General features: G+C 63.8%; 19 protein-coding genes and 1 tRNA gene. 7 read left to right on the top strand and 13 right to left on the bottom strand.

Annotated elements, in window-relative coordinates; all coding sequences use genetic code 11:
• Nucleotides 1–61: 61 nt before the first annotated feature.
• Nucleotides 62–1,213 carry a M24 family metallopeptidase gene (locus tag A8950_RS17420; protein ID WP_133614963.1) on the bottom strand — a complete coding sequence of 384 codons (1,152 nt, stop codon included), beginning with the start codon at nucleotides 1,211–1,213 and terminating at the stop codon, nucleotides 62–64.
• Nucleotides 1,214–1,312: 99 nt separating this feature from the next.
• Between A8950_RS17420 and A8950_RS17415 the strand changes: the two genes are divergently transcribed.
• Nucleotides 1,313–2,071 (top strand): IclR family transcriptional regulator, encoded by a 759-nt coding sequence (locus A8950_RS17415; protein WP_133614962.1) that lies wholly within the window; start codon nucleotides 1,313–1,315, stop codon nucleotides 2,069–2,071.
• Nucleotides 2,072–2,100: 29 nt separating this feature from the next.
• On the opposite strand, the gene A8950_RS17410 is transcribed toward A8950_RS17415, so the two are convergent.
• The 5 genes from A8950_RS17410 to A8950_RS17390 all read right to left on the bottom strand — a co-directional run bounded on the left by A8950_RS17410 (nucleotide 2,101) and on the right by A8950_RS17390 (nucleotide 7,931).
• Entirely contained in the window at nucleotides 2,101–3,213 is a 1,113-nt protein-coding gene (locus A8950_RS17410) for an alcohol dehydrogenase family protein (protein WP_208109920.1), read from the bottom strand.
• A gap of 6 nt (nucleotides 3,214–3,219) precedes the next feature.
• On the bottom strand, nucleotides 3,220–4,092 hold the full coding sequence (locus A8950_RS17405; RefSeq protein ID WP_208109919.1) for a HalD/BesD family halogenase: 873 nt from the start codon (nucleotides 4,090–4,092) through the stop codon (nucleotides 3,220–3,222).
• Nucleotides 4,093–4,111: 19 nt separating this feature from the next.
• Nucleotides 4,112–5,035, bottom strand: coding sequence for an NAD(P)-dependent oxidoreductase (locus tag A8950_RS17400; RefSeq protein ID WP_133614961.1), 924 nt, complete (start codon nucleotides 5,033–5,035; stop codon nucleotides 4,112–4,114).
• A gap of 29 nt (nucleotides 5,036–5,064) precedes the next feature.
• Entirely contained in the window at nucleotides 5,065–6,258 is a 1,194-nt protein-coding gene (locus A8950_RS17395) for a mandelate racemase/muconate lactonizing enzyme family protein (protein ID WP_133614960.1), read from the bottom strand.
• 89 nt (nucleotides 6,259–6,347) lie between these two features.
• The gene (locus A8950_RS17390; protein ID WP_133614959.1) at nucleotides 6,348–7,931 is read right to left on the bottom strand and encodes an ABC transporter substrate-binding protein; all 1,584 of its coding nucleotides are present in this window, start codon (nucleotides 7,929–7,931) and stop codon (nucleotides 6,348–6,350) included.
• Between the two features lie 188 nt (nucleotides 7,932–8,119).
• On the opposite strand from A8950_RS17390, the gene A8950_RS17385 reads away from it, so the two are divergent.
• The 4 genes from A8950_RS17385 to A8950_RS17370 all read left to right on the top strand — a co-directional run bounded on the left by A8950_RS17385 (nucleotide 8,120) and on the right by A8950_RS17370 (nucleotide 13,408).
• A complete protein-coding gene (locus A8950_RS17385) occupies nucleotides 8,120–9,073 on the top strand; it encodes a LysR substrate-binding domain-containing protein (RefSeq protein WP_133614958.1) in 954 nt (317 codons plus the stop codon).
• Nucleotides 9,042–10,682 (top strand): GMC family oxidoreductase, encoded by a 1,641-nt coding sequence (locus A8950_RS17380; protein WP_208109918.1) that lies wholly within the window; start codon nucleotides 9,042–9,044, stop codon nucleotides 10,680–10,682. Before A8950_RS17385 ends, A8950_RS17380 begins: the two co-directional genes overlap by 32 nt.
• A 116-nt stretch (nucleotides 10,683–10,798) precedes the next feature.
• Nucleotides 10,799–11,536 (top strand): TerB family tellurite resistance protein, encoded by a 738-nt coding sequence (locus A8950_RS17375; protein ID WP_133614957.1) that lies wholly within the window; start codon nucleotides 10,799–10,801, stop codon nucleotides 11,534–11,536.
• A 30-nt stretch (nucleotides 11,537–11,566) separates the two neighbouring features.
• Nucleotides 11,567–13,408 (top strand): ABC-F family ATP-binding cassette domain-containing protein, encoded by a 1,842-nt coding sequence (locus A8950_RS17370; RefSeq protein ID WP_133614956.1) that lies wholly within the window; start codon nucleotides 11,567–11,569, stop codon nucleotides 13,406–13,408.
• Nucleotides 13,409–13,439: 31 nt separating this feature from the next.
• Here A8950_RS17370 and A8950_RS17365 read toward each other — a convergent pair whose 3' ends face one another.
• A complete protein-coding gene (locus A8950_RS17365; RefSeq protein ID WP_133614955.1) occupies nucleotides 13,440–13,790 on the bottom strand; it encodes a RidA family protein in 351 nt (116 codons plus the stop codon).
• A gap of 184 nt (nucleotides 13,791–13,974) precedes the next feature.
• Between A8950_RS17365 and A8950_RS17360 the strand changes: the two genes are divergently transcribed.
• Nucleotides 13,975–14,050: transfer RNA gene (locus A8950_RS17360), tRNA-Glu, on the top strand.
• Between the two features lie 456 nt (nucleotides 14,051–14,506).
• Here A8950_RS17360 and A8950_RS17355 read toward each other — a convergent pair.
• The 5 genes from A8950_RS17355 to A8950_RS17335 all read right to left on the bottom strand — a co-directional run bounded on the left by A8950_RS17355 (nucleotide 14,507) and on the right by A8950_RS17335 (nucleotide 20,057).
• A complete protein-coding gene (locus tag A8950_RS17355) occupies nucleotides 14,507–15,112 on the bottom strand; it encodes a histidine phosphatase family protein (protein WP_133614954.1) in 606 nt (201 codons plus the stop codon).
• Entirely contained in the window at nucleotides 15,112–16,209 is a 1,098-nt protein-coding gene (locus A8950_RS17350; protein ID WP_133614953.1) for an ABC transporter ATP-binding protein, read from the bottom strand. Before A8950_RS17350 ends, A8950_RS17355 begins: the two co-directional genes overlap by 1 nt.
• On the bottom strand, nucleotides 16,206–17,942 hold the full coding sequence (locus tag A8950_RS17345; protein WP_208109917.1) for an ABC transporter permease: 1,737 nt from the start codon (nucleotides 17,940–17,942) through the stop codon (nucleotides 16,206–16,208). Before A8950_RS17345 ends, A8950_RS17350 begins: the two co-directional genes overlap by 4 nt.
• Before the next feature lie 58 nt (nucleotides 17,943–18,000).
• Nucleotides 18,001–19,146, bottom strand: a complete 1,146-nt coding sequence (locus tag A8950_RS17340) for an ABC transporter substrate-binding protein (protein WP_133614952.1) — start codon at nucleotides 19,144–19,146, stop codon at nucleotides 18,001–18,003.
• Between the two features lie 74 nt (nucleotides 19,147–19,220).
• The gene (locus A8950_RS17335) at nucleotides 19,221–20,057 is read right to left on the bottom strand and encodes a MurR/RpiR family transcriptional regulator (protein WP_208109916.1); all 837 of its coding nucleotides are present in this window, start codon (nucleotides 20,055–20,057) and stop codon (nucleotides 19,221–19,223) included.
• Between the two features lie 425 nt (nucleotides 20,058–20,482).
• Here A8950_RS17335 and A8950_RS17330 point away from each other — a divergent pair, with 425 nt between their 5' ends.
• The gene (locus A8950_RS17330) at nucleotides 20,483–20,773 is read left to right on the top strand and encodes a DUF411 domain-containing protein (RefSeq protein WP_133614951.1); all 291 of its coding nucleotides are present in this window, start codon (nucleotides 20,483–20,485) and stop codon (nucleotides 20,771–20,773) included.
• Between the two features lie 71 nt (nucleotides 20,774–20,844).
• Here the strand turns inward: A8950_RS17330 and A8950_RS17325 are convergent, their stop codons facing one another.
• A complete protein-coding gene (locus A8950_RS17325) occupies nucleotides 20,845–22,797 on the bottom strand; it encodes a heavy metal translocating P-type ATPase (protein WP_208109915.1) in 1,953 nt (650 codons plus the stop codon).
• Nucleotides 22,798–22,919 lie beyond the last annotated feature (122 nt).

Raw genomic sequence — 22,919 nt, 5'->3', positions numbered from 1 at the left:
CGGATGCCGGCAAACTCGTGGACCCCCCGCTTTCGCGGGGGATGACAAGCGAGAACGCTACCTACCGCGTCACCAATTCCGTGCCGCGCTTCGATAATACGCGGCAGCCCGTCTCGGTCACCACCACCGTCTGGCCGGAGGTCATGGCGAGGCCGGCCTCGGAATCGAAGATGATGAGGTGGATGAAATAGACCTGGTTGGGTGCCGCCACTTCCGGATTGCCGTGATAGAACATCGGGTAATCCATCCAGTTCGGCGCGAAGGTGGTGCCGAGGGAATAGCCGGTCGCGTTCATGCGGTGCTTCTGGTAGCCGGCCTGGTCCAGCACGCGGGCATGGGCGTCGAACACTTCGCCGATTGGACGACCGGGCTTCAGCGCCGCCTTGCAGGCCTCCAGCGCGTCAACCGCGACCTTGTGCATCTCCACCTGGCGCGCCGGCGGCTTGCCGATCGGAATCGTGCGCATGAGAGCCGAATGGTAGTGGCGGAAGACGCCGGCGAATTCCAGGGTCAGCTGATCCTGCGCATCCAGCACCCGGCGGCCGGTGTGATAGCGGCAGAGGAGGGCCTCCGGCCCCGAGCCGATGATGAATTCGTTGGCAGGGTCGTCGCCATCATTACGGATGATGACGGATTGCATGGCGGCCAGGATCTCGGCCTCGGCGGCGCCCGGTGCGGCGAGGCGGTGCGCCTCGTCGAGGGCGAGGTCGGCGAGATGCGCCGCTTTCTCGACATAGGCGATCTCGGCCGGCGATTTCACCAGGCGCTGTTTCGAGACGATCTCGCTGGCATCGACCAGTTTGGCGAAGCCGTCGAAGGCAGCGGCAAGCCGCATGCCGTTGCGGGCGGTGAGGCCATACGCTTCCCATTCGACGCCAAGCTTCTTCCCCGACAATCCCCAAGCCTTCAGCATGTCGCGCAGCTCGGCCGAGGGGTTGGCTTCCGGTCCGTCGACCCAGACCCGGATATCGGCGATGTCCGAGGTGAGCTGGGCCTGCCTGAGATCGGGGGCGCGGGTCAGCAGGAACTGCCTGCCATCGGCGCCGAGGTAATAGCACTGGAAGAAGACATAGCCGAAGGTGTCGTAGCCGGTGAGGTAATACATGCTCTCCTGGCGGAACATCAGCAGTCCGTCGAGGCCGCGCGCCTCCAGGGCGGCGATGGTGGCCTGGCGGCGGCCGGCAAGCTCGTCACGGGTGAAATGCAGCGGCATCGGACATCTCCTGTTTATCGGTCGCACCATCTTCCATCGGCGCCGGGATGGCCGGCAAAGCGAAAGTGACATTTATTCGACAATATCGAATATTGTGGCATGGCTGAAATCCGCATCCAGGTCCTGAAACGCGCCGATTCCATCCTGGCGGTGCTGGCAGCGGCACCGCGCGACGGCCTGCGCCTCACGGACATCGCCGCCGCGATCGGCCTTGCCCCCACCACCACGGTGACGCTGCTGCAAAGCCTGGTGGCGCTGAATTATGCCGAACAGATCAAGCCGAATGGCCGCTATCGCCTCGGCCGGCGCTTGGCGCAACTGGGGCGCCGGGTCGAGGCCAGGCGCGACATTGTCGATCTGGCCCGCCCCGCCCTCATCCGCCTCTGTCAGCAGACCGGCGAGATGGTGAACCTGACCGTGCCCGGTTCCGGCGCCATGGTGGTGGTGGAGAGCCTTGCCGGCGACATTGTCTTCAAGGAGACGCCGTTGAAGGGTCGCGATTTGCCGCTGCACGGCAGTGCGTCCGGGAAATGCTTCCTCGCCTTCGCAGCCCCGGCCATGCGCGCGGCCTTCCTGGAAGCCCTGCCACTCACCCGCCTCGCGCGGCGCACCATTGGCGATTTGAGGAGACTGGAGGAGGATCTGGCGCGCATCCGCGCCCAGGGTTACGCGACCGAGGAAGACGAATACACGCCCGATACCTTCGCCCTCGCCGTGCCGGTCCTGGATTCCGCCGGCATCGTCCAAGCGACCTTGAGCGTGCACGGGCCCGCCGAACGCTTCACACCGCGCCGCCGCTCAAGGCTTCTCGCCGAACTCCGGCACGAGGTACAGCAGGTGAAGAAGTTGCTGCCGTGACCAATGGGCAGGATCCCGCAACTGTTCTGTCAGCCACCCACCGGCGGCGGTATCAGAACGAAGTTTCCGACATGTTTCTTCTCGAGGAAGACACTCTGGGCCCTGGCAATCTCGGCCAGCGGGAATGTTCCGGCAAGCAGCGGCCGGATCTCGCCACGTTCGATGTAGGTGACGAGGTTGGGAAAGACCGGCTCGTCCCAGGCCGTACAGCCGATCAGTGTCAGATCCCTGAGATAGAAGTCACGCATGTCAAGCGTGACCACAGGTCCGGCAATGGCGCCTGAGGATACGTAGCGGCCGCCCCGTTTCAGGGTCCGCAGAACAGATCCGAATGCCGGCCCGGCCACGTTGTCGACCACCAAGTCCATGCTTTCCCCGGCCTGTGCCACGAGGTCGGCGTCGCGATCGAGGATCCGGTCGGCACCGATCGCGCGCAATTGATCTGCCTTTGCCGGCGTAGTGACAGCCGTGACATACGCGCCGCGTCGTTTGGCGAGCTGGAGGGTCGCCGATCCGACACCGCCCGATGCCCCGGTAACCAGCACATGCTGGCCGGCCCTGAGTCCGGCCCTGTGCAGCATATTCTCGGCCGTGCCATAGGCGCAGGGAATGGTGGCCAGTTCGGCATCGCTCCAGCCGCACTCGACGGCGAATACCTCTTTCTCCGGTACCCTGACGAACTGAGCGAAAGCACCATCGAAATCCGACGCCATCCAGATGTTCTCCGGTGACCCGAATCCATGCGGGCGCATGCAGGGCCGGACCAGGACCCGCCGACCGATCAGGCCGGTATTGGCGGTAGGTCCGCAGGCTATGACGATACCGCAGCAATCTGTCCCCTGGATCAGCGGGAACGGCGTCTTTGCGTTCCAGCCACCATCCGGGCGCGCGGCTTCGATGGCAATCCCTGCCACGTCTGCCGTGCTTTCAGTGACGCTGGCCGAATACCAGCCCAGGCGCGTGTTGATTTCGGTGTTGTTGATGCCGGCTGCGAGAACACGGACCAGAACCTCCCCGGTTCTTGGCAGTGGCATCTCTACGTCACGATAGACCAGCTTGTCATAGCCGCCATTGCCGATGGTGACCACCGCCTTCATGGTGGCGGGCAGATTTGCACCCTCGCCGGGCGGTATAGCCGACATGCGAACTCAATCCACCAGCTTGTCGCGGCGTAGGCCGGCGCGCTCCAGGTGAAGCGGCAGGGTCCGACCGTAGAGTTGCCGGGTACGCTCGGGACTGCCGACCATGTCGGCATCCTCGGTGAAGCTGAAAATGGCGACATAACGCGGTCTGGCGCCGGCCAGCGGCGCCACGCGGTGCAGCGAGTAGCGGCCCTTGAAGATCTGAAGATCGCCCGGCTCCAGATGCAGGGTTTGAATCAACCGTTTGTCGCCATCGAGAACGGCTTCAACCCCGGCAAAATTCTCGTCCGTCGGCGAGCGCAGATAGGGGCTGTATTCAAAGGCGCCGCCATGCTCCGCGTTCTGGATGCACAGCGTCACGGTATAGTTGTTGGTATCAAAGTGCCAGGGGAAGCCACCGCCTTCTTCCGCCAGGTTAACGATCACGTCGGCCAGCGGATCGGCGTAGCGGAAGAAGCGCTCTTCACCCAGTGCTTCCTGGATGAACGGCGCGAAGGCCGGCCATTCGTAGATCGCGCGCAGGATGCTGTCGGGCCCGAAATTGTCGGCAGGCACAAAGGCGTTGGAGCGATCGAAGAAGCGCCGCAACGGATGGCTGGCCGGCAGGTCGGGGCGATCCTGGGTAAAATAGGCATTGGTGCGATTGAAGTTGCGGTGGCCATGGATGGCGGTGCGGTCGCATTCCATCACCAGATCGGTGATTCGCTCCGCCCGGACGAATCCCCTGAGCACGGCGCAGCCATCCAGATTGATGGCGGCGCGCAACTCGGCAATAAGAGCCCCGCGAGCTGGGCCCGCATTGGCGATCGGGTAGCGTCCAAGGTCGATGTAGTCGGCGGCGTCCTTGACCTTCACATCCATCCTCTCACGTGGTGTCATGGCGCCTGCCGTTCGCCGGCTAGCTGAGCTTTGCCGGAAAGCCGGGCGCCCGCAGGTCGGTCCTCAGCGCATCCTCCAGCAGCTTCACGATCATCGGCGATTCCGCCCTGCCGCCATAGGCAGCCTTGGCCAGCACATAGGTCTGGTTGGTGATCGAGGCAAGCTCGAGCGGCACGCCGAACTCGCGCCCGAAATGCAGGGCAAAGCCCAGATCCTTCAGGGCCAGATCCATCGAAAACCCGATGTCATAGGAGCCGTTGAGAATGAGCTGTCCTTCGGTTTCATGGACGAAGGAATTGCCCGAGGAGGCGGCGATGGCGTGATAGGACTGGGCGAGGTCGAGCCCGCCGCGCTTGGCCAGCATCAGCGCCTCGCCGACGGCCTTCAGATGGATGAAGGCCAGCATGTTGGTGATGACCTTGATCACCGCGGCTGAACCCAGCGGTCCCATGTGGAAGATCCGGTCGCCCATTGCCTTGAAGGCGGGCAGGTGCGTCTCGAACAGATCCTTGTCGCCGCCGGCCAGGATGGTGATCTTGCCCTGTGCCGCCAGATGCACGCCCCCGGTCACCGGCGATTCCAGCGTGCGCACGCCGTGCTGCTGCGCCAATTCCGCAAAACGCTGGATCTCGTCGCGGCCCAATGTGCCCATTTCGATCCAGGTGCTGCCACCTTGTGTGTCCTTCTGGTCGAACCCGGCCAGGATGCCGTCCTTGTCGGCCAGCACTTCCTGGGTGGCACCGGGGCTGGGCAGGCAGGTGATGACAGTGTCGCAGGCCTCCGCCACGGCGCGTGGCGAATCCGCCCAGCTGGCGCCAAGTTCCAGAACCATGCCGGCGGAATCCTTGTGCAGATCGTGGACGACAAGGGGGAAGCCGCCGCGTTGCAGATTGGCCGCCAGTTGTCGCCCGATGGTGCCGAGGCCGATGAAACCGTAGCGCATGCCTTTACTCCCAGGTCGTCTTCTTGTGGCTATTGGATGACCTTGTTGGTCATCTCGAGGTGCAGGTTCCTGCCTGTATAGGGATGCGCCCGGGCGACATCCTCATCAAGCTCGATGCCGAGGCCAGGCAGGGTCGGGGGAATGACATAGCCTGCTTCAAAGCGCACCGGCTGCTTCAGGATCTTGGCGTGGAAGCCGCTCCAGGTCTCGATGCTCTCGAGAATCAGGAAATTGGGCGCGGCGGCGGCGAGATGCACGTTCGCCATGCCGATCACCGGCCCGGCATAGAGATGCGGCGCGATCTGCGCATAGTAGCTTTCCGCCATGCTGGCGATTTTCTTCGCTTCCAGCAGGCCGCCGACGCGGCCCACCTGCATCTGCAGGATCGCGGCGGCACGATTCTCCAGCACGCGGGCAAATTCGTACTTTGTCACCAGTCGCTCGCCGGTGGCGATTGGAATCGACGTGCCGCGGGCGACGAGTGCCATCTCCTCCGGCTTCTCGGGCGGGGTCGGCTCCTCGAACCAGAGCGGCTCGTATTTCTCCAGTCGCTTGGCCAAACGAGTGGCGCCTGCCGTGGTGAACTGGCCATGGGTGCCGAAGAGTAGATCGGCCTTCGATCCCACCGCTTCGCGGATCAGGCGGCAGAATTTCTCGCAGAGATCCATTGATTCCAGCGAGGGCTGGCGGGGATCGAAAGGGGAATAGGGGGCAGCAGGATCGAATTTGATGCCGGTAAAGCCCATGCCAACATAATGGGCAGCCCGCTCGGCCGAAGCTTCCGCATTCCAATAGATCGAGCTGTCCTGGCCCTTCGCGACATCGGGATAGATATAGGTATAGGCGCGCAGGCGCTCGTGCACGCGCCCGCCCAGCAATTCATAGACCGGCTTGCCGGTCACCTTGCCCTTGATGTCCCAAAGCGCGATCTCGATCGCCGAGAGCACGCTCATCGTCGTGACATCGGGGCGCAGCGTGTAGCCCGAGCCGTAGGCGAGGCGCCACAATTTCTCGATATGGAACGGGTCCATGCCCTCGACATAACGCTGGAACATGTCCTCGATCGCCGCCACCATTACCTTCGGGCCGAAGGCGGTGCCGTAGACCTCGCCCAAACCCTCGATGCCGTCATCGGTGACAAGCTTCACGAAGATGAAGTACTGGCCGCCGAAGGAAGGTGGCGGATTGCCGACGACAAAGGTCTTGAGGCCCTTGATTTTCATATTGGGGTGCCTGGCTGCGGGGAGAAAAGCGGCAGCGGAACCGCATACGGTTCCGCTGCCTGGTCGCTAACGGGAGAGGTCTCGATGGATCAGGCGAACCACCAGCGCTGGGTCACCTTGAGGCCATCAACATCCCAATTGGGCGCGATCACCTCGGGGCGGCCGACGCTGTTCGCATGCGCATTGACGTAGTTGTAGAACATGAGAACGACGACGCCGCCATCATCGGCCACCAGTTCCTGCATCTCCGCATACATCGCGGCACGCTTGACCTGGTCGAGTTCCGAACGGGCCTGGACCAGCAGTTCGTCGAAGCGGGCGTTGGACCAGAAGCTGTCGTTCCAGGCAGCGCCCGTGGTGTAGGCCGTGCTGAACATCAGGTCCGGCGTCGGACGGCCCGACCAGTAGGACAGGCACCAGGGCTTCTTCATCCAGACGCTGTCCCAATAGGCATCGTCGGCCTCACGGATCACGTTGATGTCGATGCCGCATTTGGCGGCCGATTCCTTCATCAACTGGGCTGCGTCGACGGCACCGGCAAAGGCGGCGTCGGCGGCCGAGAGGTCGACCTTGAGGCTGGAAAGACCAGCCTTGTTAAGGTGGAACTTAGCCTTTTCGGGGTCGAAGGTATGCTTGGTAGCCGGGTCATGCGAGTAGGGGACGCCCGGCGCGATCGGATTGTCGTTGCCCGGCTTGCCATGACCCAGCAACACCTTCTTCACGATCTCCTCGCGGTCGATCGCGTATTTCAGAGCGAGGCGGACGTCCTTGTTATCGAAGGGTGCCACGCGCACGTCCATCGGTGCTACGTAGTGGGCAAAGCCGGCGACTTCGGCGAGGCTGACATTGCCGCCGCCGGCCAGGCGGTTCGCGGTCTTCAGATCGACGCGGTCGATGAAGTCGACATTGCCCGAGGTTAGCGCATTCATGCGCGCGGCCACATCGATGATGGTGAGGACCTCGATCTCGTCGAAATAGGTCTCGCGGTGATAATTGGCGAAACGCTTGCCCTCGCCGCGCACACCCGGCTCGAAGGCGGTCATGGCATAGGGGCCGGTGCCGACGCCCGACTGCCAGTCGACCTTGCCTTCCGAGGCGGGCATGATCGGCAGGTGGTAGTCGGCGATGACGAAGGGGAAGTCGGCATTGCCGGCGTCCAGCGTCACCATCACCTTGTTCTTGCCGTCGGCCTTGACGTCGGTGACCGCGGTCAGCAGCGACTTCGCCGCCGATTTCGAATCCTCGCCGCGGTGATGGTTGATCGAGGCGACGACGTCATCCGCGTCGACCGATTTTCCATTGTGGAATTCGCTGCCGTTCCGCAGGGTGAAGATCCAGGTCTTGCCATCATCGGCCGCCTCGAAGCTCTCGGCGAGATCCGGGATGACCTTGCCGTCCGCGGTGACCTCAGTCAGGCTGGAGCGGATCGAACCCCAGCCGAACAAGCCGTTGAACGTATCCGGGAAGGTTGCCGGATCAAGTGTGTCGGTGGTGGCGCCACTACCGACCGCGACCCGGAAGCGGCCGCCCTTCTTAGGTTCGGCGCGGGCCGCCTTGATGAACATGCCCTCGGCGGCGGCGGCGGTGACGCCGGCGGCCATGGCGAGTTGTACGAACTCGCGGCGGGACATTTTCCCCTTCGCGGCGAAATGCTTCATGGTCTTGAGATCCATTGCAACGATCCTCCCGTCTTTCTCTCTTCGAGTACGATTTGTCGGCTTCTGCACACGCGGGCAGCAGCTTCCCCATCATGGTAAACCTGACGACCGCGCGCTATCCCCATTCCGCGCTTGACAGAGACAAAAATCAAACGATGTATTATGGCCCTTAGGCCATAAAATTTTTGTCGGTCAACCCCGTCATGTCCTACCACCTGCCGCCGTTGCCCTGGCTGCGCTCGTTCGAGGCATCGGCGCGCCGTGGCTCCTTTTCGGCGGCGGCGGGCGAATTGGGCCTGACCTCGGCGGCGGTCAGCTATCAGGTCAGGGCGCTGGAACAACTGCTGGGCCGGCCGCTTTTCGAGCGCCTGCCGCGCGGGTTGCGCCTTACCGACATGGGCAAGGCCTACCTGCCATCCATCCGCAAGGCGTTCAGCGAGCTTTCGGTCTCAACCCTCGGGATTTTCGGGCCGGAGGGGGATATCGCCATCGATGTACGCGTCTCGGTTTCATTCGGCGTGCTTTGGCTGGCGCCGCGTCTGGGCGATTTCCTGGCGAACCACCGCAATTTCCGCATCCGGCTGTTTTCCGCCATCTGGGGCGACGCGCTGCCAGCCGACAATACCGATGTAGACATCCGTTTTGGCCACGGCGCCTGGTCCGGCTTTTCGGCACGGCTGCTGATCAACGACCCCGTCGTGCTGGTGACGCCGCCGGGTGCCGTCATCAATGGCCCGGGCGACATTCGCCCCGGGCAGCTGATCCACATCCTCGGCGTCGAGGGCGACTGGCAGCACCTCTTTACTACGGCCGACCGGGCACCGCCTTTCGACCAGGTCGGCATCACGGTCGATACCAGCCTCGCCGCCCTGGAGATGGTGGCCGCCGGGGCGGGCGTCGCCCTGGTGTTGGAGCGATTTGCCCGACCCTTCGTGGCGCAGGGGCGGATCCGCCAGGTTCCTGACCTGCTGCTGCCCCAGGACCAGTCACATTACCTGCTGCTGCGCGACGGCATTGATGCCCCCCGCGCCGAGACCATGTTGTTCTGCGACTGGCTGCAGCAGGCCCTCATTGCCGAACGTTCGCCGCCCCACCCCGAAACGGCCCCGCGCCGAAGGACCCGACATGCCCAGCAAGACCGACAACATGCCCGATAGCGACTTCATCATCATCGGCGGCGGCTCGGCGGGCTGCATCCTCGCCAACCGCCTGACCGCCGACGGCACCTCCCGCGTGCTGCTGCTGGAAGCGGGGCCGAGCGACCGGCGCTTCGACATCGACGTGCCGGTGGGATACGCCCGCACCTATTTCGATCCGCGCGTCAACTGGATGTACCAGAGCGCGCCGGTCCCCTCGCTCGACAACCGCGTCATCTATTACCCGCGCGGCAAGGTGCTGGGCGGTTCCGGCTCGATCAATGCCATGGTCTACGCCCGCGGCCAGCCGGGGGATTTCGACGATTGGGCGGCCGCCGGCAATACCGGCTGGGGCTGGTCGGATGTGCTGCCCCATTTCCGCGCCATGGAGGATCACGATTTCGGTGCCAGCGACCTGCACGGCGCCGGCGGTCCCCTCCATGTGACCCAGATCGGCCGCGACGCGCATCCCATCTGCCGGGCGTTTTTCGCTGCCGCCGGGGAACTTGGCTTCCCCCATCTGCGCGACCTGAATGGGGCGGAACTGGAAGGTGTTGGCCATTACCAGATCAACACCAGGAACGGCCAGCGCCATTCCTCGGCCAAGGCCTATTTGCGCCCCGCACTCTCCCGCGCCAATCTCGCGGTCGAGACCGGTGCGTTGGTCCTCGCCCTGGTGATCGAAGGCAACCGCGTCGTTGGGGTGCGCTATCGCCGCGACGGCGTCGAAAGGGTGGCGCGGGCCGCGCGCGAGGTGATCCTCTCCGCCGGTGCCATCGGTTCGCCGATGCTGCTGATGCGCTCGGGTATCGGCCCGGCGGCGCATCTCAGGGAAATGGGAATCGAGGTCAGGCTGGACTCGCCTGCCGTCGGCCAGCACCTGCAGGACCACATCTGCTACGACCACATGTTCGAGGCCAAGGTACCGACGCTCAATTCCTCCCTCGGCACATTGATCGGGCGCGGCTTCGCCGGGTTGCAATATGCGCTGCTGCGGCGCGGCCCGCTCTCCATGAGCCTCAACCAGGCCGGCGGCTTCGTCCGCTCCTCGCCCGGGCGGGCCCGCCCCAACATCCAGCTCTATTTCTGCCCGCTCGCCTATGAGAAGACGACACCGGACAGCAAGCAGTTGATGAAGGTCGATCCCACCCCCGCCTTCAGCCTCAGCGTCTCGCCCTGCCGACCCTTGAGCCGGGGTCACGTCAAACTGACCGGGCCGCAGCCGGAAGCGGCGCCCGAGATCCAGCCCAATCTGCTGGCCCATCCCGAGGACATGAAGGAAATGCTGGAGGCGGTGGCGCTGTTGCGCCGCCTGGCGGCAACCCGGGCGCTTTCCGCGGTTGCGGCACGGGAAACCAAGCCGGGGCCGGAGGTTGCCAGCGATGCCGAGTTCGAGCGCTATATCCGCTCCTACACCTATTCCATCTTCCATCCTGCCGGCACCTGCCGGATGGGCCGCGACCCCCGGCAATCGGTGGTCGATGCCCGCCTCAGGGTGCATGGGATCGATGGCATCCGGGTGATCGATGCCGGTATCTTCCCCACCATTCCCTCCGCCAATCTCAACGCGCCTACGATGATGGCGGCGGAAAAGGGGGCAGCGCTGATCCTGGGCGAGAGAAACGGCTGATTGCGGGTGCGGCGGCAAGGGCGCTGGCCAGCCGGGCGGGCGCTGGGTATGGTTGGCGCATGAGTTCCTCGACAACCACGCCGCCAAGCACATCCGAACGGGCCATCGGTCAAATCATGAGCATATGGGGCAAGATCATCGGTGGTGCCGCCGGCTTTGCCATGGGTGGCCCTCTGGGCGCGCTGCTGGGGGCAATCGCCGGCCATGCCGTCGACCGGCAGCGGGCCGAGGCGCCGGAACCTACCGATGATCGCGCCGCCACCCGGCAGATCGCCTTCACCATCGCGGTCATCGCTCTCGGCGCCAAGATGGCCAAGGCCGATGGAAGGGTCAGCCGGTCCGAGGTTGCGGCCTTCAAGCAGGTCTTCAAGATTCCGCCGGACGAGGTCCAGAACGTCGCCCGCGTCTTCGACCAGGCGAAACGCGACGTCGCCGGTTTCGACGCTTATGCCCGGCAGCTGGCGCAGATGTTCGAGCCAGGCCATGCGGTGCTCGAGGAGTTGCTGGACGGCCTTTTCCATATCGCCCGCGCAGATGGCGAGGTGCATGAGGCCGAAATCGCCTTCATCCGCGACGTGGCCGACATTTTCGGTTTTGACGATGCCGGTTTCGCCCGCATCCGCGAGGCCAATCTGGGTCCGGACGAGGGCGACCCCTATACCCTGCTGGGAGTCCAGCGAACGCAATCGGACGATGAAATCCGCGCTGCCTGGCGCCGCCTCTCGCGCGAGAACCACCCCGACCGGCTGATTGCCGCCGGCCTGCCGCCGGAGTTCGTCGAGCTTGCCAACGAAAAAATGGCGGCGATCAATGCCGCCTATGACAGGATTGCCAAGGAGCGCGGCATCAAGTAGGGGATCGGCCGCAACAGGAGATCCCGTTCCATGCCGCCCGCCCCACTACCCAATACGCCCCCTTGGGTCGCCCTGCGCGATGCCGCCATCACCTTCGGCGGCAAGCCGCTGTTCAGCGGTATCACGCTCAGCATCGGCAAGGGCGAGCGCGTCGCCTTGGTGGGCGCCAACGGTTCCGGCAAATCGACCATCCTGAAGGCGCTGGCCGGTCGCATCGAACTGGATGCCGGCACCCGCTTCCTGCAGCCCGGCACGCGGATCGGCTATCTCGACCAGAACCCCGACCTCGCCCGGGGCGGCATGGTCGCCGACTTTGTGGCGGCCGCTCTGCCGGGGGCCGAGGCTGACGACTACCGCATTGCCCGTGTGCTCGACCATCTCGACCTCGACCCCGGCCGCGATACGGCGACGCTATCGGGCGGCGAGGGGCGCCGGGCTGCCATGGCCCGGGCCCTGGTGGCCGAGCCGGAGGTGCTGCTGCTGGACGAGCCAACCAACCATCTCGACCTGCCCACCATCGAATGGCTGGAACAGGAACTCGGTGCCTTTCCAGGTGGCATCCTGATGATCAGCCACGACCGCGCCTTCCTCAATGCCCTTTCGCGCCGCGTCTTGTGGCTCGACCGCGGCCGTCTGTTCGAAATGGATGGCGGCTTTGCCGGTTTCGAGGAATGGTCGGAAACCATCATGGCGCAGGAGGCGGCGGAAGCGCGGCGCCTGGAGAAACGGATCGAACAGGAGGAGTACTGGCTGGCGCGCGGCGTCACTGCGCGGCGCTCGCGCAACGAGGGGCGACGACGCGGCCTGATGGCGCTCAGGAAGCAGCGCGCCGAGGCGCTGCGCGCGATCGGTCGCGCCAAGCTGGAACTGGGGGACGCCGTGCAGGGCGGCCAGCTGGTGATCGAGGCCGAGAAACTCAGCAAAAGCTTTCTGGCGCCCGACGGCAGCATGCGCTGGATCACCCGAGGCTTCTCGACCCGGATCCAGCGCGGCGACCGCATCGGCATCATCGGCCCCAACGGCGCCGGCAAGACCACGCTCATCAAGATGCTGACCGGTGACCTGGCGCCGGATTCAGGCAGCATCCGCCTCGGCACCAATGTGACGAGGCTCTATCTCGACCAGCGGCGCGAGAGCTTCGATCTCGACCAGACCTTGTGGCAGACCCTGGCGCCGGGCGGCGGCGATTCCATCATGGCGCAGGGTCGTCAGCGCCATGTCGTGGCTTACTTGCGTGATTTCCTGTTCGATGAAAAGCAGGCCACCATGCCGGTGCGTGCTCTCTCGGGCGGCGAGCGCGCGCGGCTGCTGCTGGCGAAACTGTTCGCCCAGCCCGCCAATCTCATCATCCTCGACGAGCCGACCAACGATCTCGACATGGACACGCTGGACCTGCTGCAGGAGGTGCTGGCCGATTTCGACGGCACCGTGCTGGTGGTCAGCCACGACCGCGATTTCCTGGACCGGCTCGCCACCTCGATTATCGCGGTCGAGGGAGACGGCGTGGTCGAGGAATATCCCGGCGGCTATTCCGACTATCTCGACCAGCGCAAGGCCGCCGAACGCCATGCCGTGAAGGCAAGGCCGGCAAAGGCTGCCGAAGCGCGGCCGGCTGTAAAGCCAGCCGCCGCCGCACTGCGCTGGTCGTCCAAGGACCAGCGCGCGCTCGACCAGGTGGCCGACCGCATGACGACGCTGGAGGCCGATATTCGCACGATCGAGGCGGCGCTGGCCGATCCCGATCTCTATGCCCGCGACGCCGCCAAGTTCGAGAAGGCGAGCGTGCTCCTGGCCCAGAAACGCAGCGAGCTCGAGTCAGCGGAACTGCGCTGGCTCGAGCTCGAGGAAATGCGCACCCAGGCCGGCAGCTAGCGCTGCGCCGGGCGGCAGGCAGGCGCCGTCGTCAGATCGCCGCCGTCATCATGATCTCGACCTTCCATTTCGGGTCGGCCAGCTTCGCTTCGACGGTGGCGCGGGCCGGGGCGTGACCGACCGCGACCCATTCCTTCCAGGCCTTGTTCATCTCGGCGAAGGTCGAGATGTCGGCAAGCCAGATATTGGTCTTGATGATCTTGGTCTTGTCGGTACCGGCCTCCTTCAAGAGGGCGTCGATCTGGCCGAGGATGTTCCTGGTCTGCTCATAGACCGAGGGGGAAACCGGCTCTTCCGCTACCTGGCCGGCGAGGTAGACGATGTTGTTGTGAATGACGGCATCGCTGATGGTGGTCGGATCGCCCAGGCGCTTCAAAGACATGTTAACCTCTAATTGCTTGAGAAAAAACGGATTTTCAGGACGAAAATCGGTCCGGCAGGGCCGTGGGGCCACCGCGTCGGCGGCGCATTATGCCGGGGCGGCGGAGCCGGCGCAAACAACCCCAATGTGTGGTTGATTTCTGGCCCACCAGAAGCTAAAAGGCGCCCGCAACCGCCTTTTCGACGTCCCCATCGTCTAGAGGCCTAGGACACCACCCTTTCACGGTGAAGACACGGGTTCGACTCCCGTTGGGGACGCCATCGATATCGAGCCTTTTGTAGGCGCAATGCCCTCATCTGACTGCGGCTTGTTCTCGCCGAGGGCTATTCCCACCAAAGCTGCCACCTGCCCACCGCCTACGAAGTAGCCCGGCCGCACCGCCTTTCTAACCGAGTGATCGAGATGCAAGGCGAGGGCTGGCCATCGTCATCCCGGCCATCGGGAGGCTACGGGCACGCGGCCGCACTAGGCCTGTCGAGTTCGTGGTAGAGGTTTTGTTCGAACGAAACGGCCTGAACCTACCGAAGGACAGCCTGTCATATCGCGAACTGGCGTTCGCCCTGTTGAGCGCGCAGGTGAAGGCAGACGGGTTGCTGGCCCAACGCCGAGCCGGCGAGGCTATCGACACACCACCTGCTCCCGTGAGGAGGCGCCGAAGCCCAACACCGAATCACACGCTTACGCGGGAATGACAATAGTGAGAAAGGCTCCCCTCACTAATCCGCGACCGCTAGGTCCGGTACGACGGCGCCGATATTGTAGCCTTCGAGTTGGGCTTCCTTTGCATCGGCATGCGTGAAGTTGAGGATGGTCGCAGTGCCTGGGGTCACCGGGATGACACGAGCGGGCGGTAGGCCGATGAATTCGTGCATGGCGGCGCGAATGACGCCGCCATGAACCACGGCCAGGAGATCACCCTCGCCCGCCTTCAGCCAGTGGCGGAAGCCTTCGCCCGTCCGGGCGCGGAACTGGTCCCAGGTCTCGCCGCCTTCCGGCGTGAAATGCCCCGCGCGCCAGGCATGGTATTTCTCCGGTTCACGCGCGATGAGGTCGGCTTTCAAAAGTCCCGTCCAGCTTCCCATGCTGAGCTCGCGCAGGCGCGGATCGGTCGGCGCGTCGCCATGGCCGATGATCTCGGCGGTCTTTCTTGTGCGGCCGAGGTCGGACGCGACGACGCGGTAGGGTTTCAGCGCGCGCGCGAAACCGACGAAGCGCTTCGCCTGCTCGATCCCGCGCGGGGAAAGCTCCGAATTGTCCTGGCCCTGCAAGCGGAGATCAACGTTCCACATGGTCTCGCCATGGCGCAGCATGATGAGGCGCACTATTGAACCCCCGCCAAACGACGGCCGTCGGCGGCGAAGATCGCTTCCGGCTGTTGCGGGAACGAAAGCGTGACACTGTCACCAGGCATGGCTGCGGCATGGCCCGGTACTATCGCGGTCAAACGGAGATTGCCCCGCGTTGCCGTCACCATGATCTGCCCGGCGATGGGGGCTGCTTCCGAGAACTGCGCCACGAGCGACGGCCGCCCGGGCGCTTCACCTAGGGCCAATTTCTCCGCGCGGTAGAGGAAATACGCGCGCGTCTCGCCCGAGGCCAGCGCGCCATTGCCGAACCTCACCCCGTCCGCAACCCAGTGATCGCCCTGGCGCTCGACCGGTACGAGGTTGGCAGGCGGTGTCCCCAGGAAGGTCGCAACGAAGGTCGTGGCCGGGTTTCGCAACAATTCGTGGGGCGCCCCGAATTGTTCGACGACACCGTGATTGAGCACCGCCACATGGCTCGCCATGGTCATCGCCTCGACCTGGTCGTGGGTAACGTAGACCGAGGTGGCGTCGGTCGCCCGGTGGATTCGCATCAATTCGCAGCGCATCTCGATTCTCAATTTGGCATCCAGATTGGAGAGGGGTTCGTCGAATAGGAGAATGCTGGGCTTAGGCGCGATGGTGCGCGCGATGGCGACGCGCTGCTGCTGCCCGCCGGAGATTTCAGCCGGGTAGCGCGCGGCCAGCGCCGCGATGCCGAGGAGTTGCAAGACCTCGTCGACCCTTGCCGCGCGTCTGGCCTTGTCCCAGCCCGCAACCTTCAGGGGCCAAGCGATGTTCTGCGCCACGGTCATGTGCGGCCAGAGTGCATAGCTCTGGAAAACGAGGCCCGCGTCGCGGTCCTTCGCCTCGGCCACCACGGCGCCATCCCTCGAAACCACGCGCCCCATGAAGGCGATCTCGCCCTTGGTTGGCGCGTCGAGCCCCGCCAGCATGCGGAGCAAGGTCGATTTCCCGCAGCCCGACGGCCCCACCAGCACCAGGAAGGCGCCCTTCGGCACGGCAAGGCTCACATTGTCAACCGCGGCGACATCGCCGAAGGATTTCACCAGATGGGTGAGGCGGATCGCCGCTTCCCCGGTATGCAGGTTCATGGCTGCTTCCACTTCTGGACACGCGCCTGCAATGCCTGCGAGAGCAAAGCGGCGGCAAGACAGATTACGAGAATGAGGAGGGTGATCGCGTTCGCAAACTGCATGAAACCCTCCGAGGCATAGCGATAGGCGACCATCGAGAGGACCGGCGAGGTTGCGCTGAAGAGCAGCACGACCAGGGAAAGATCTCGCACCATCTTCACGAAGACCAGGATCGCTCCGGCGAGCACGCCGCGGATGGCGAGCGGGAAGACGATCACCGCCATGCGCCTGAGCGCGCCGGCTCCGGTCAATCGCGCCGCTTCCTCGAGGTCGTTAGAGATCTGCCCCAGCACCGAGCGCCCGGATTGCACCGCGAAGGGCAAGTTGTGCGCAGCCGCCGCGATCACAAGGAGCGTAAAGGTGCCATAGAGCGAGGGCAATGGCCCGAGCGGCGCCCCGAAAAGAGCGATATAGGCGGCGGCGAAGGCGATGCTCGGCACCAGGAGCGGCGTGAAGCAGAGCTGCGACAAAAGATTGGCGATCAGCGTCCCCTTCCGCTTCACAATGGTATGGGCGAGCAGCAGGCCCATCGCCACGGTGAGGAGCGCGACGGTGAGGCCAAGTCGCATCGTGTTCCACATCGCCTCGATCAGGACCGGGTTGCGGAAGATCCCGGCCTGGCCTTGCGCTATTTGCCCGCCCGCCTCGCCCAGCCAGAAATGCAGGTTCCAGTTCGAGAACAGGGCGCCCGATTGCGGGGCGAGGCTGGAGGCCGCGAGCACGATGACGGGGAGGATCGTTGTGCCGATACCGATGGCGACGGCAAGGATCGCCAAAGGCCAGCGCCAGGGGCCGAGGCCAAAGCGCTTGGTGCGCCCGCCCTTGCCGGTGACGGTGGTGAACGCCCTGCGCCCCGAGACCAGGCGGTCGCTCGCCCAGAGGAAGCTCGCCGCGACGATGATGAGGAGGAGCGCCAACACGAAGCCGCGTTCGTTCTGCCCTGTCTCGATCATACCGAAGAGCCGCGTCGAGAGCGTCTGCATGCGCACCGGCAGACCCAGCAAGGCGGGGGCCGCGAAATTGGCGACGGCGCCGGCAAAGGTTAGCGAGGCTGCCGAGACCAAAGCCGGCGTCACCACGGGGAGGATGATGCCGACAAAGATTCGCTTCCGGCTTGCCCCTGCCATATGTGCGGATTCGATGAGGTCGGCGCCGACCGAGGAGAGCGCTGCCGCGATGATGGTGTAGGCGAGCGAGTAATAATGGGCGATGAGCACGATGAGCGTCGGCGCCAGGCCCCAGGCGAGCCAGTCAGGAATGCTGATTCCGTTGACCTCGAAGAAGCCCGCCGAGCCGCCGAGCCGTGAATTGCGGAACAGGGTCCCCCAGGCGAGGGCGGTGGCAAAGCTCGGGATCATGAATGGGAGCGTCGAGAGAACGCCGATGAATTTCCGCCCCGGCAAATCGGTGAGGATGACCAGCCAGGCCAGAAACCCGCCCATGAGCAGGCAGCCGAACGCCACTCCCACGCCAAGGATGAGGGTGGTGCCGAGCGGCTTCCACCATAGATTCATCGAGAGCGGGCTGGCGAGAACCGTGTTCCAGGCGGCAAGCCCCTCCGGGCTCAACGTCGCCACCAGGATTTTGAGGAGGGGCGCCACCACCAGCACCGCCACCATGGCGAGGAGCAGCAACGGTGCCAGAAGCGCACGGCCGGAGCGGTGATGAAAGGCCGCAACCAGGGACGTCACGAACAAACCTCTAAAGCATGGGCGCCGGGCGGGTCATCCCCGCCCGGCTTGAAATGGTTTACTGCAAGGTGATGATGAGGTCGGCGATACGCCCGCGCGCCGCCGCCGTTTTCTCGGGGTCAATGGTCCAGGCTTTCAGCCTGTCGAGCGGCACCGAATCCGGGTCATCGGCGATGCTCTTCCGTGTCGCATAGTCGCCCGGCACGTTGAAGGGCGCAAACGCCGCGCCGCCATTGGCGCTGTCATCGCCGAACATGAAATCGATGGCCAGGCGTGCAGCCGCCGGATGCGGCGCCTTGTCGGCGATGGCGAGGACTGCCGGGAACAGGATGCCGTTCGCCGGTTCCACATCATTCGCGATCTGCAGTGCCCAGCCTTCCTCCTCGTTGTCGCGGCGGTCGGAATAGGTGCCAAAGGCGACCGGCGCCTCCTTTAGGGTCTTGTCGCCGACCGCCTTGTTGAGCGCGTCGCTGTTGGAGACCAGGATGAGGTCGTTGGCGAAAAGGTCGCGGATATATTGTTCGCCGGCGCCGTTGAGATCGGAATCGACCTCGATCTTCTTGCCGAACTGCTTTTCGTAGGCGGCCGCCATCTCGTCGGGATGCAGTGCGATCTCCGTCAGAAGATCGAGGAGCTCGCCACGCTGCATGGGGTCGACCATCAGCACCCTTCCTTCCCAATCGGGCGTCGTCAGTTGCCAGAGATTGCTGATCGGCGCGCCGTTGGGATAGGCCGCCTCGTTATACATCAGCACCTTGGTGGAGAGGCGGTGCTGGAGGAGCGGCGCCTGGAATTTTGCGTCGAGCTCGGCTGCGATCCGGGGCGGCACGTAATTGTGGACGCGGCCCGCCTGGTAGAGTTCCTTGAAGGCAACCGGCGTGTCAGCCATGTAGAGAACGTCGACCGCATAAACGCCGGCGTCCTGTTCCGCCGTCACGCGCGCGATCTGCTTTACCGAGGATAGGTCGACGCCGATCATGTCGATTCCGGGATAGGCTTTTTCGAACGCTGCTTCCACCTTGGCGATGCGGCTCGAGAGCGAGAATACGGTGACGCTCCCTTCCTTCAAGGCGAGTGGCAGCAATTCTTCGGCCGAGAACTGGTCGAGATTGGCACTATCGGCAAGCGACGTTCCAGCCAGGCCCGCCGCAAGTGCCGCGGCGGCGATGCCGGCTTTCAGAGTTCTGGATGACGTAAAGCGCATGGGTTTCCTCCGATGGATTATGGGTAAAGTCGCCCGGTCTTTGCGCCGGGCTTATCCTGGGAAAATCGCTGCCGCTATTCGAAACTCTCGAACAGGCTGGAGAGACGTTCGAGGTTCGGCATGATCTTGCGTTCGTGGCGGCCGGCGATGGTGAGCAGGATCGCGTTCACGATGGCAAGGGGAACAGTCGGCGTCTGGAACTCGCTGCCCGAGCGGCCGCGCGGGGCGGCCAGCATCAGATCGGCGCGCGGCTCCAGCGTGGCGCCGACCAGATCCGAGATGACTATGGAGGCGGCGCCTATTTCGCGCGCGTGCTCCATCAGCGGCGCATAGCCCTGCGGCTGCTTGCGGAAGGCGAGCGCCAATACGAGGTCCCCCGACCGCAACCCCACCAGGCGTTCGGCAACGTCGCGGCCGCGCCCGGTCAGCGCGATCGTCGTCATGCCGAAACGGTCGAGGCGACGGTGGAGAAACGAGGCCACCGATTGCGCATGCCCTTGTGCGAACAGGAAGATACGCTTTGCGGCCACGATCGCGTCCGCCGCCTGGTCAATTTCCTCCTGGCTGACGCAACGCTGCAAATTCTCGAGCGCCGTCATTTCGGTCGCGATCAAATCGGCGAGATAGCCGCCGCCCTGGACCTGCGAGACCGAGCGGCGCATGCGGTTGGCAGCGTCCTGCCCTGCCATCGCCTCGCGCTGCAATTGCGCGCGGAGCTCCGGATAGCCCTTGTAGCCGAGCTTCTGGGCAAGACGCGTCGCCGCCGCCTCATGTACCGCGAGGCGCTCGGCGAGCTGGGGCCCGGAGAGAAACATGGTCTCGTCGCGGTGATCGAGCAGCGCCCGGATGATCTTCTGGTCCGTGGCGGTCAATTTCACCGCTGTCCCCGTCAGCCGCTCCAGGAAATCCAAGGCCAGCCTCCCCAGCAGCCCGGATTTTCTCGGGCAATTATCATTGCAGAAGAAGTATTAACTGCAATTTTCATTGCCGTCAAGCGCAAGATAGCAAGGAAGGACGCATGATTTCGACACGACTGGTTCCGCTGACGTGGCCGCATTTCAGCCACCCATGCGAATTTGGATGTCGTTGCATCGATAGCTTGGTGCTGCCATCAACAAATCGCAGCGACCAGCATCCAGTTATCAGTTTCATCACCGCTGGGACGCCATCGATACAGTACATCCCGGGCCGGTCCTTCCAATCGGCGCAATTCTGTCGGCGCTTCTTCCGATCGCGGCAAGTGCGGCTATCTGTCCGACTGTTTCGGCTTCCATCCCGCGCCCTATCTCGGTTGGTCGTAAAATGATCCGGTCGATCAACCCCTCGAATCAAATGCATGGCTTCAGCCGGGTTCGAGGAGTCGGCCGACCTCGGCGCGGTCAGGGCGAAGTACGGCGTCCCGGACCCGATGGCTGGGTGTCACACGATTCTGGCCACCGGTGAAGTCATCGAAGGAAATTCTCCCGCAGCGGCGATGAGGAAGCTCCTTGCCGATCGACCGATGATCAACGGGATTTCACTGCCAGGCATGCCCGCAGGGTCGCTAGGCATGAGTGGCGAGAAGACCGAACCTTTCGTGTTCTACGTCATCCAGGATGGAACACTGCGCGCCTTCGTGACGGAGTGAGATTCTGGTTTTTGGTACTGTCTATCGCTATGCCATGATGGATAAGATTGGGCCCGATTGAACATTGGCAGCTAACTGCGCCGCCTGTAGGAGCGCAGAAACTGGGCGTTGATGGCGACGATGACAGTGCTGGCCGACATGAAGACGGCTGCCACAGCGGGCGTCATCATGAATCCGGTCCCAAAAGTGATCCCTGCCGCCATTGGCACAGCGATCGCATTATAGGCAGTTGCCCAAATCAGATTCTGCACCATCTTTCGATATGTGGCGCGAGAGAGCCCAAGGATCGCGGCGACATCGCGCGGATCGCTCCGCACCAGCACGACGTCGGCGGACTCAACGGCGACGTCGGTACCAGCACCGATCGCAATCCCCAGATCGGCGACCACCAGGGCAGGGGCGTCGTTCACGCCATCGCCAACCATGGCGACGGAAAGCCCCCGGGCTTGCAACTCCTCGATCTTCCGAGACTTCTGGTCGGGCAGCACCTCGGCAAAATACTCGACAATGCCGAGCTCCTCAGACACCGCCCTGGCGACCCCCTGGGCATCGCCGGTGAGCATGATAGAGGTGATGCCGAGGGATTTGAGTTCGGCGATTGCTTCCTTCGATTCCGGGCGAACAATGTCGGCCAGCGCCAGAAGTGCGCGAGGTACGCCATCGCGAACCAGAACGACAACAGTCTTGCCCTGTTCCTCCAGTCGCCTGAGGCTGTCATGGGTAATGGGTTGGCCCTGCCGAGCGAGGTGTCCGGGGCTGACGATGCGAACGTCCTGGCCTTCAACCCGCGCGACGATGCCTTCTCCGGTGATATTGCTCACCTCTGCGGCCTTGGGGACAGCGAGGTTGCGGCTCTTCGCCTTGGCAACGATCCCATTGGCAATGGGATGTTCGGACTGGCTTTCGGCCGCGGCCGCATAGGCGAGTTCTTCGTTCTCGTCGCCAACGTTCAGCAGCACAATGTCACTGACACCAAATCGGCCCTCGGTCAGTGTTCCGGTCTTGTCGAATATTACGGCGTCGAGATTTCGGGCTCGCTCAAAGGCGGCGCGGTCCCGGATCAGGAGTCCATTGCCGGCCGAAAGCGAGGTGCTGACCGCCACGACAAGCGGGACTGCAAGGCCGAGTGCATGAGGGCAGGCAACGACCATCACCGTTACCATCCGTTCGATCGCAAATGCGGGTGGTGCATCGAGTGCCAGCCACCAGAAGAAGAGTGTGCCGAACCCGACTATGAGCGCGATATAAGTTAGCCATGAGGCCGCCTGGTTGGCGATATCCTGGGTGCGGGACCGGGTAGCCTGAGCCTTTTTCACAAGGTCGATGACCTGAGCTAGATAGGTTGCATCCCCAGTGGCGGTGACTTGGATCGTCACGGCATTGGCGCCGTTGATCGCGCCACCGATTGCGGTTGCACCAACGGTCTTTGAGACCGGCCGGGATTCGCCAGTCAACATCGCTTCGTTGAACCCCGACGAACCCTCGATGATCTTGCCGTCCACAGGCACTTTTGCGCCGGGGCGCACCAGAACGCGATCTCCAGGTAGTAGGGCTGCGATCGCAACTTCGTGCGTCGAGCCATCCGCATCGATTCTGGTCGCACTGTCGGGCAGGAGTCTGACAAGCTCCTCCAGCGCCCGCGAGGCGCCCATCACCGAGCGCATCTCGACCCAATGGCCGAGCAACATGATGAGGATCAAGGTTACCAGTTCCCAGTACAATTCCTCGCCCGGGAAACCGAATGTGACAGCGGCAGAAAACAAGTAGGCTGCCGAGATCGCGAGGGCAATCAACGACATCATGCCGGGCTGGCCTTTGCGCAGTTCCGCGATGAAGCCCGTCAGGAACGGCCACCCACCATAGGCATAGGCAATGGTGGAAAGCGCGAAAAGAAGATAGCGATCTCCCGGAAAAGACAGTGCTTCAGCTATACCGAACCAGTGCTGAATCATGGGCGAAAGCAGGAGAACCGGTGGTGTTAGTATCAAGGCCACCCAGAAGCGGCGCCGAAAATCGGCGACCATCTCACCATGATCATGCCCGGCATGTCCTGCGTGTTCAGAGTTAGCGGGACTGCCGGCCGATACTACCTTCGCTCCAGCGTTTGATCCGGGATGCGGGATTTCTGTGCCAGGTAGATCATGAC

It is taken from the genome of Dongia mobilis, from assembly GCF_004363235.1.
GTDB classification, from domain to species: Bacteria; Pseudomonadota; Alphaproteobacteria; order Dongiales; family Dongiaceae; genus Dongia; species Dongia mobilis.
This window is presented reverse-complemented; position numbering and strand designations above follow the sequence as displayed.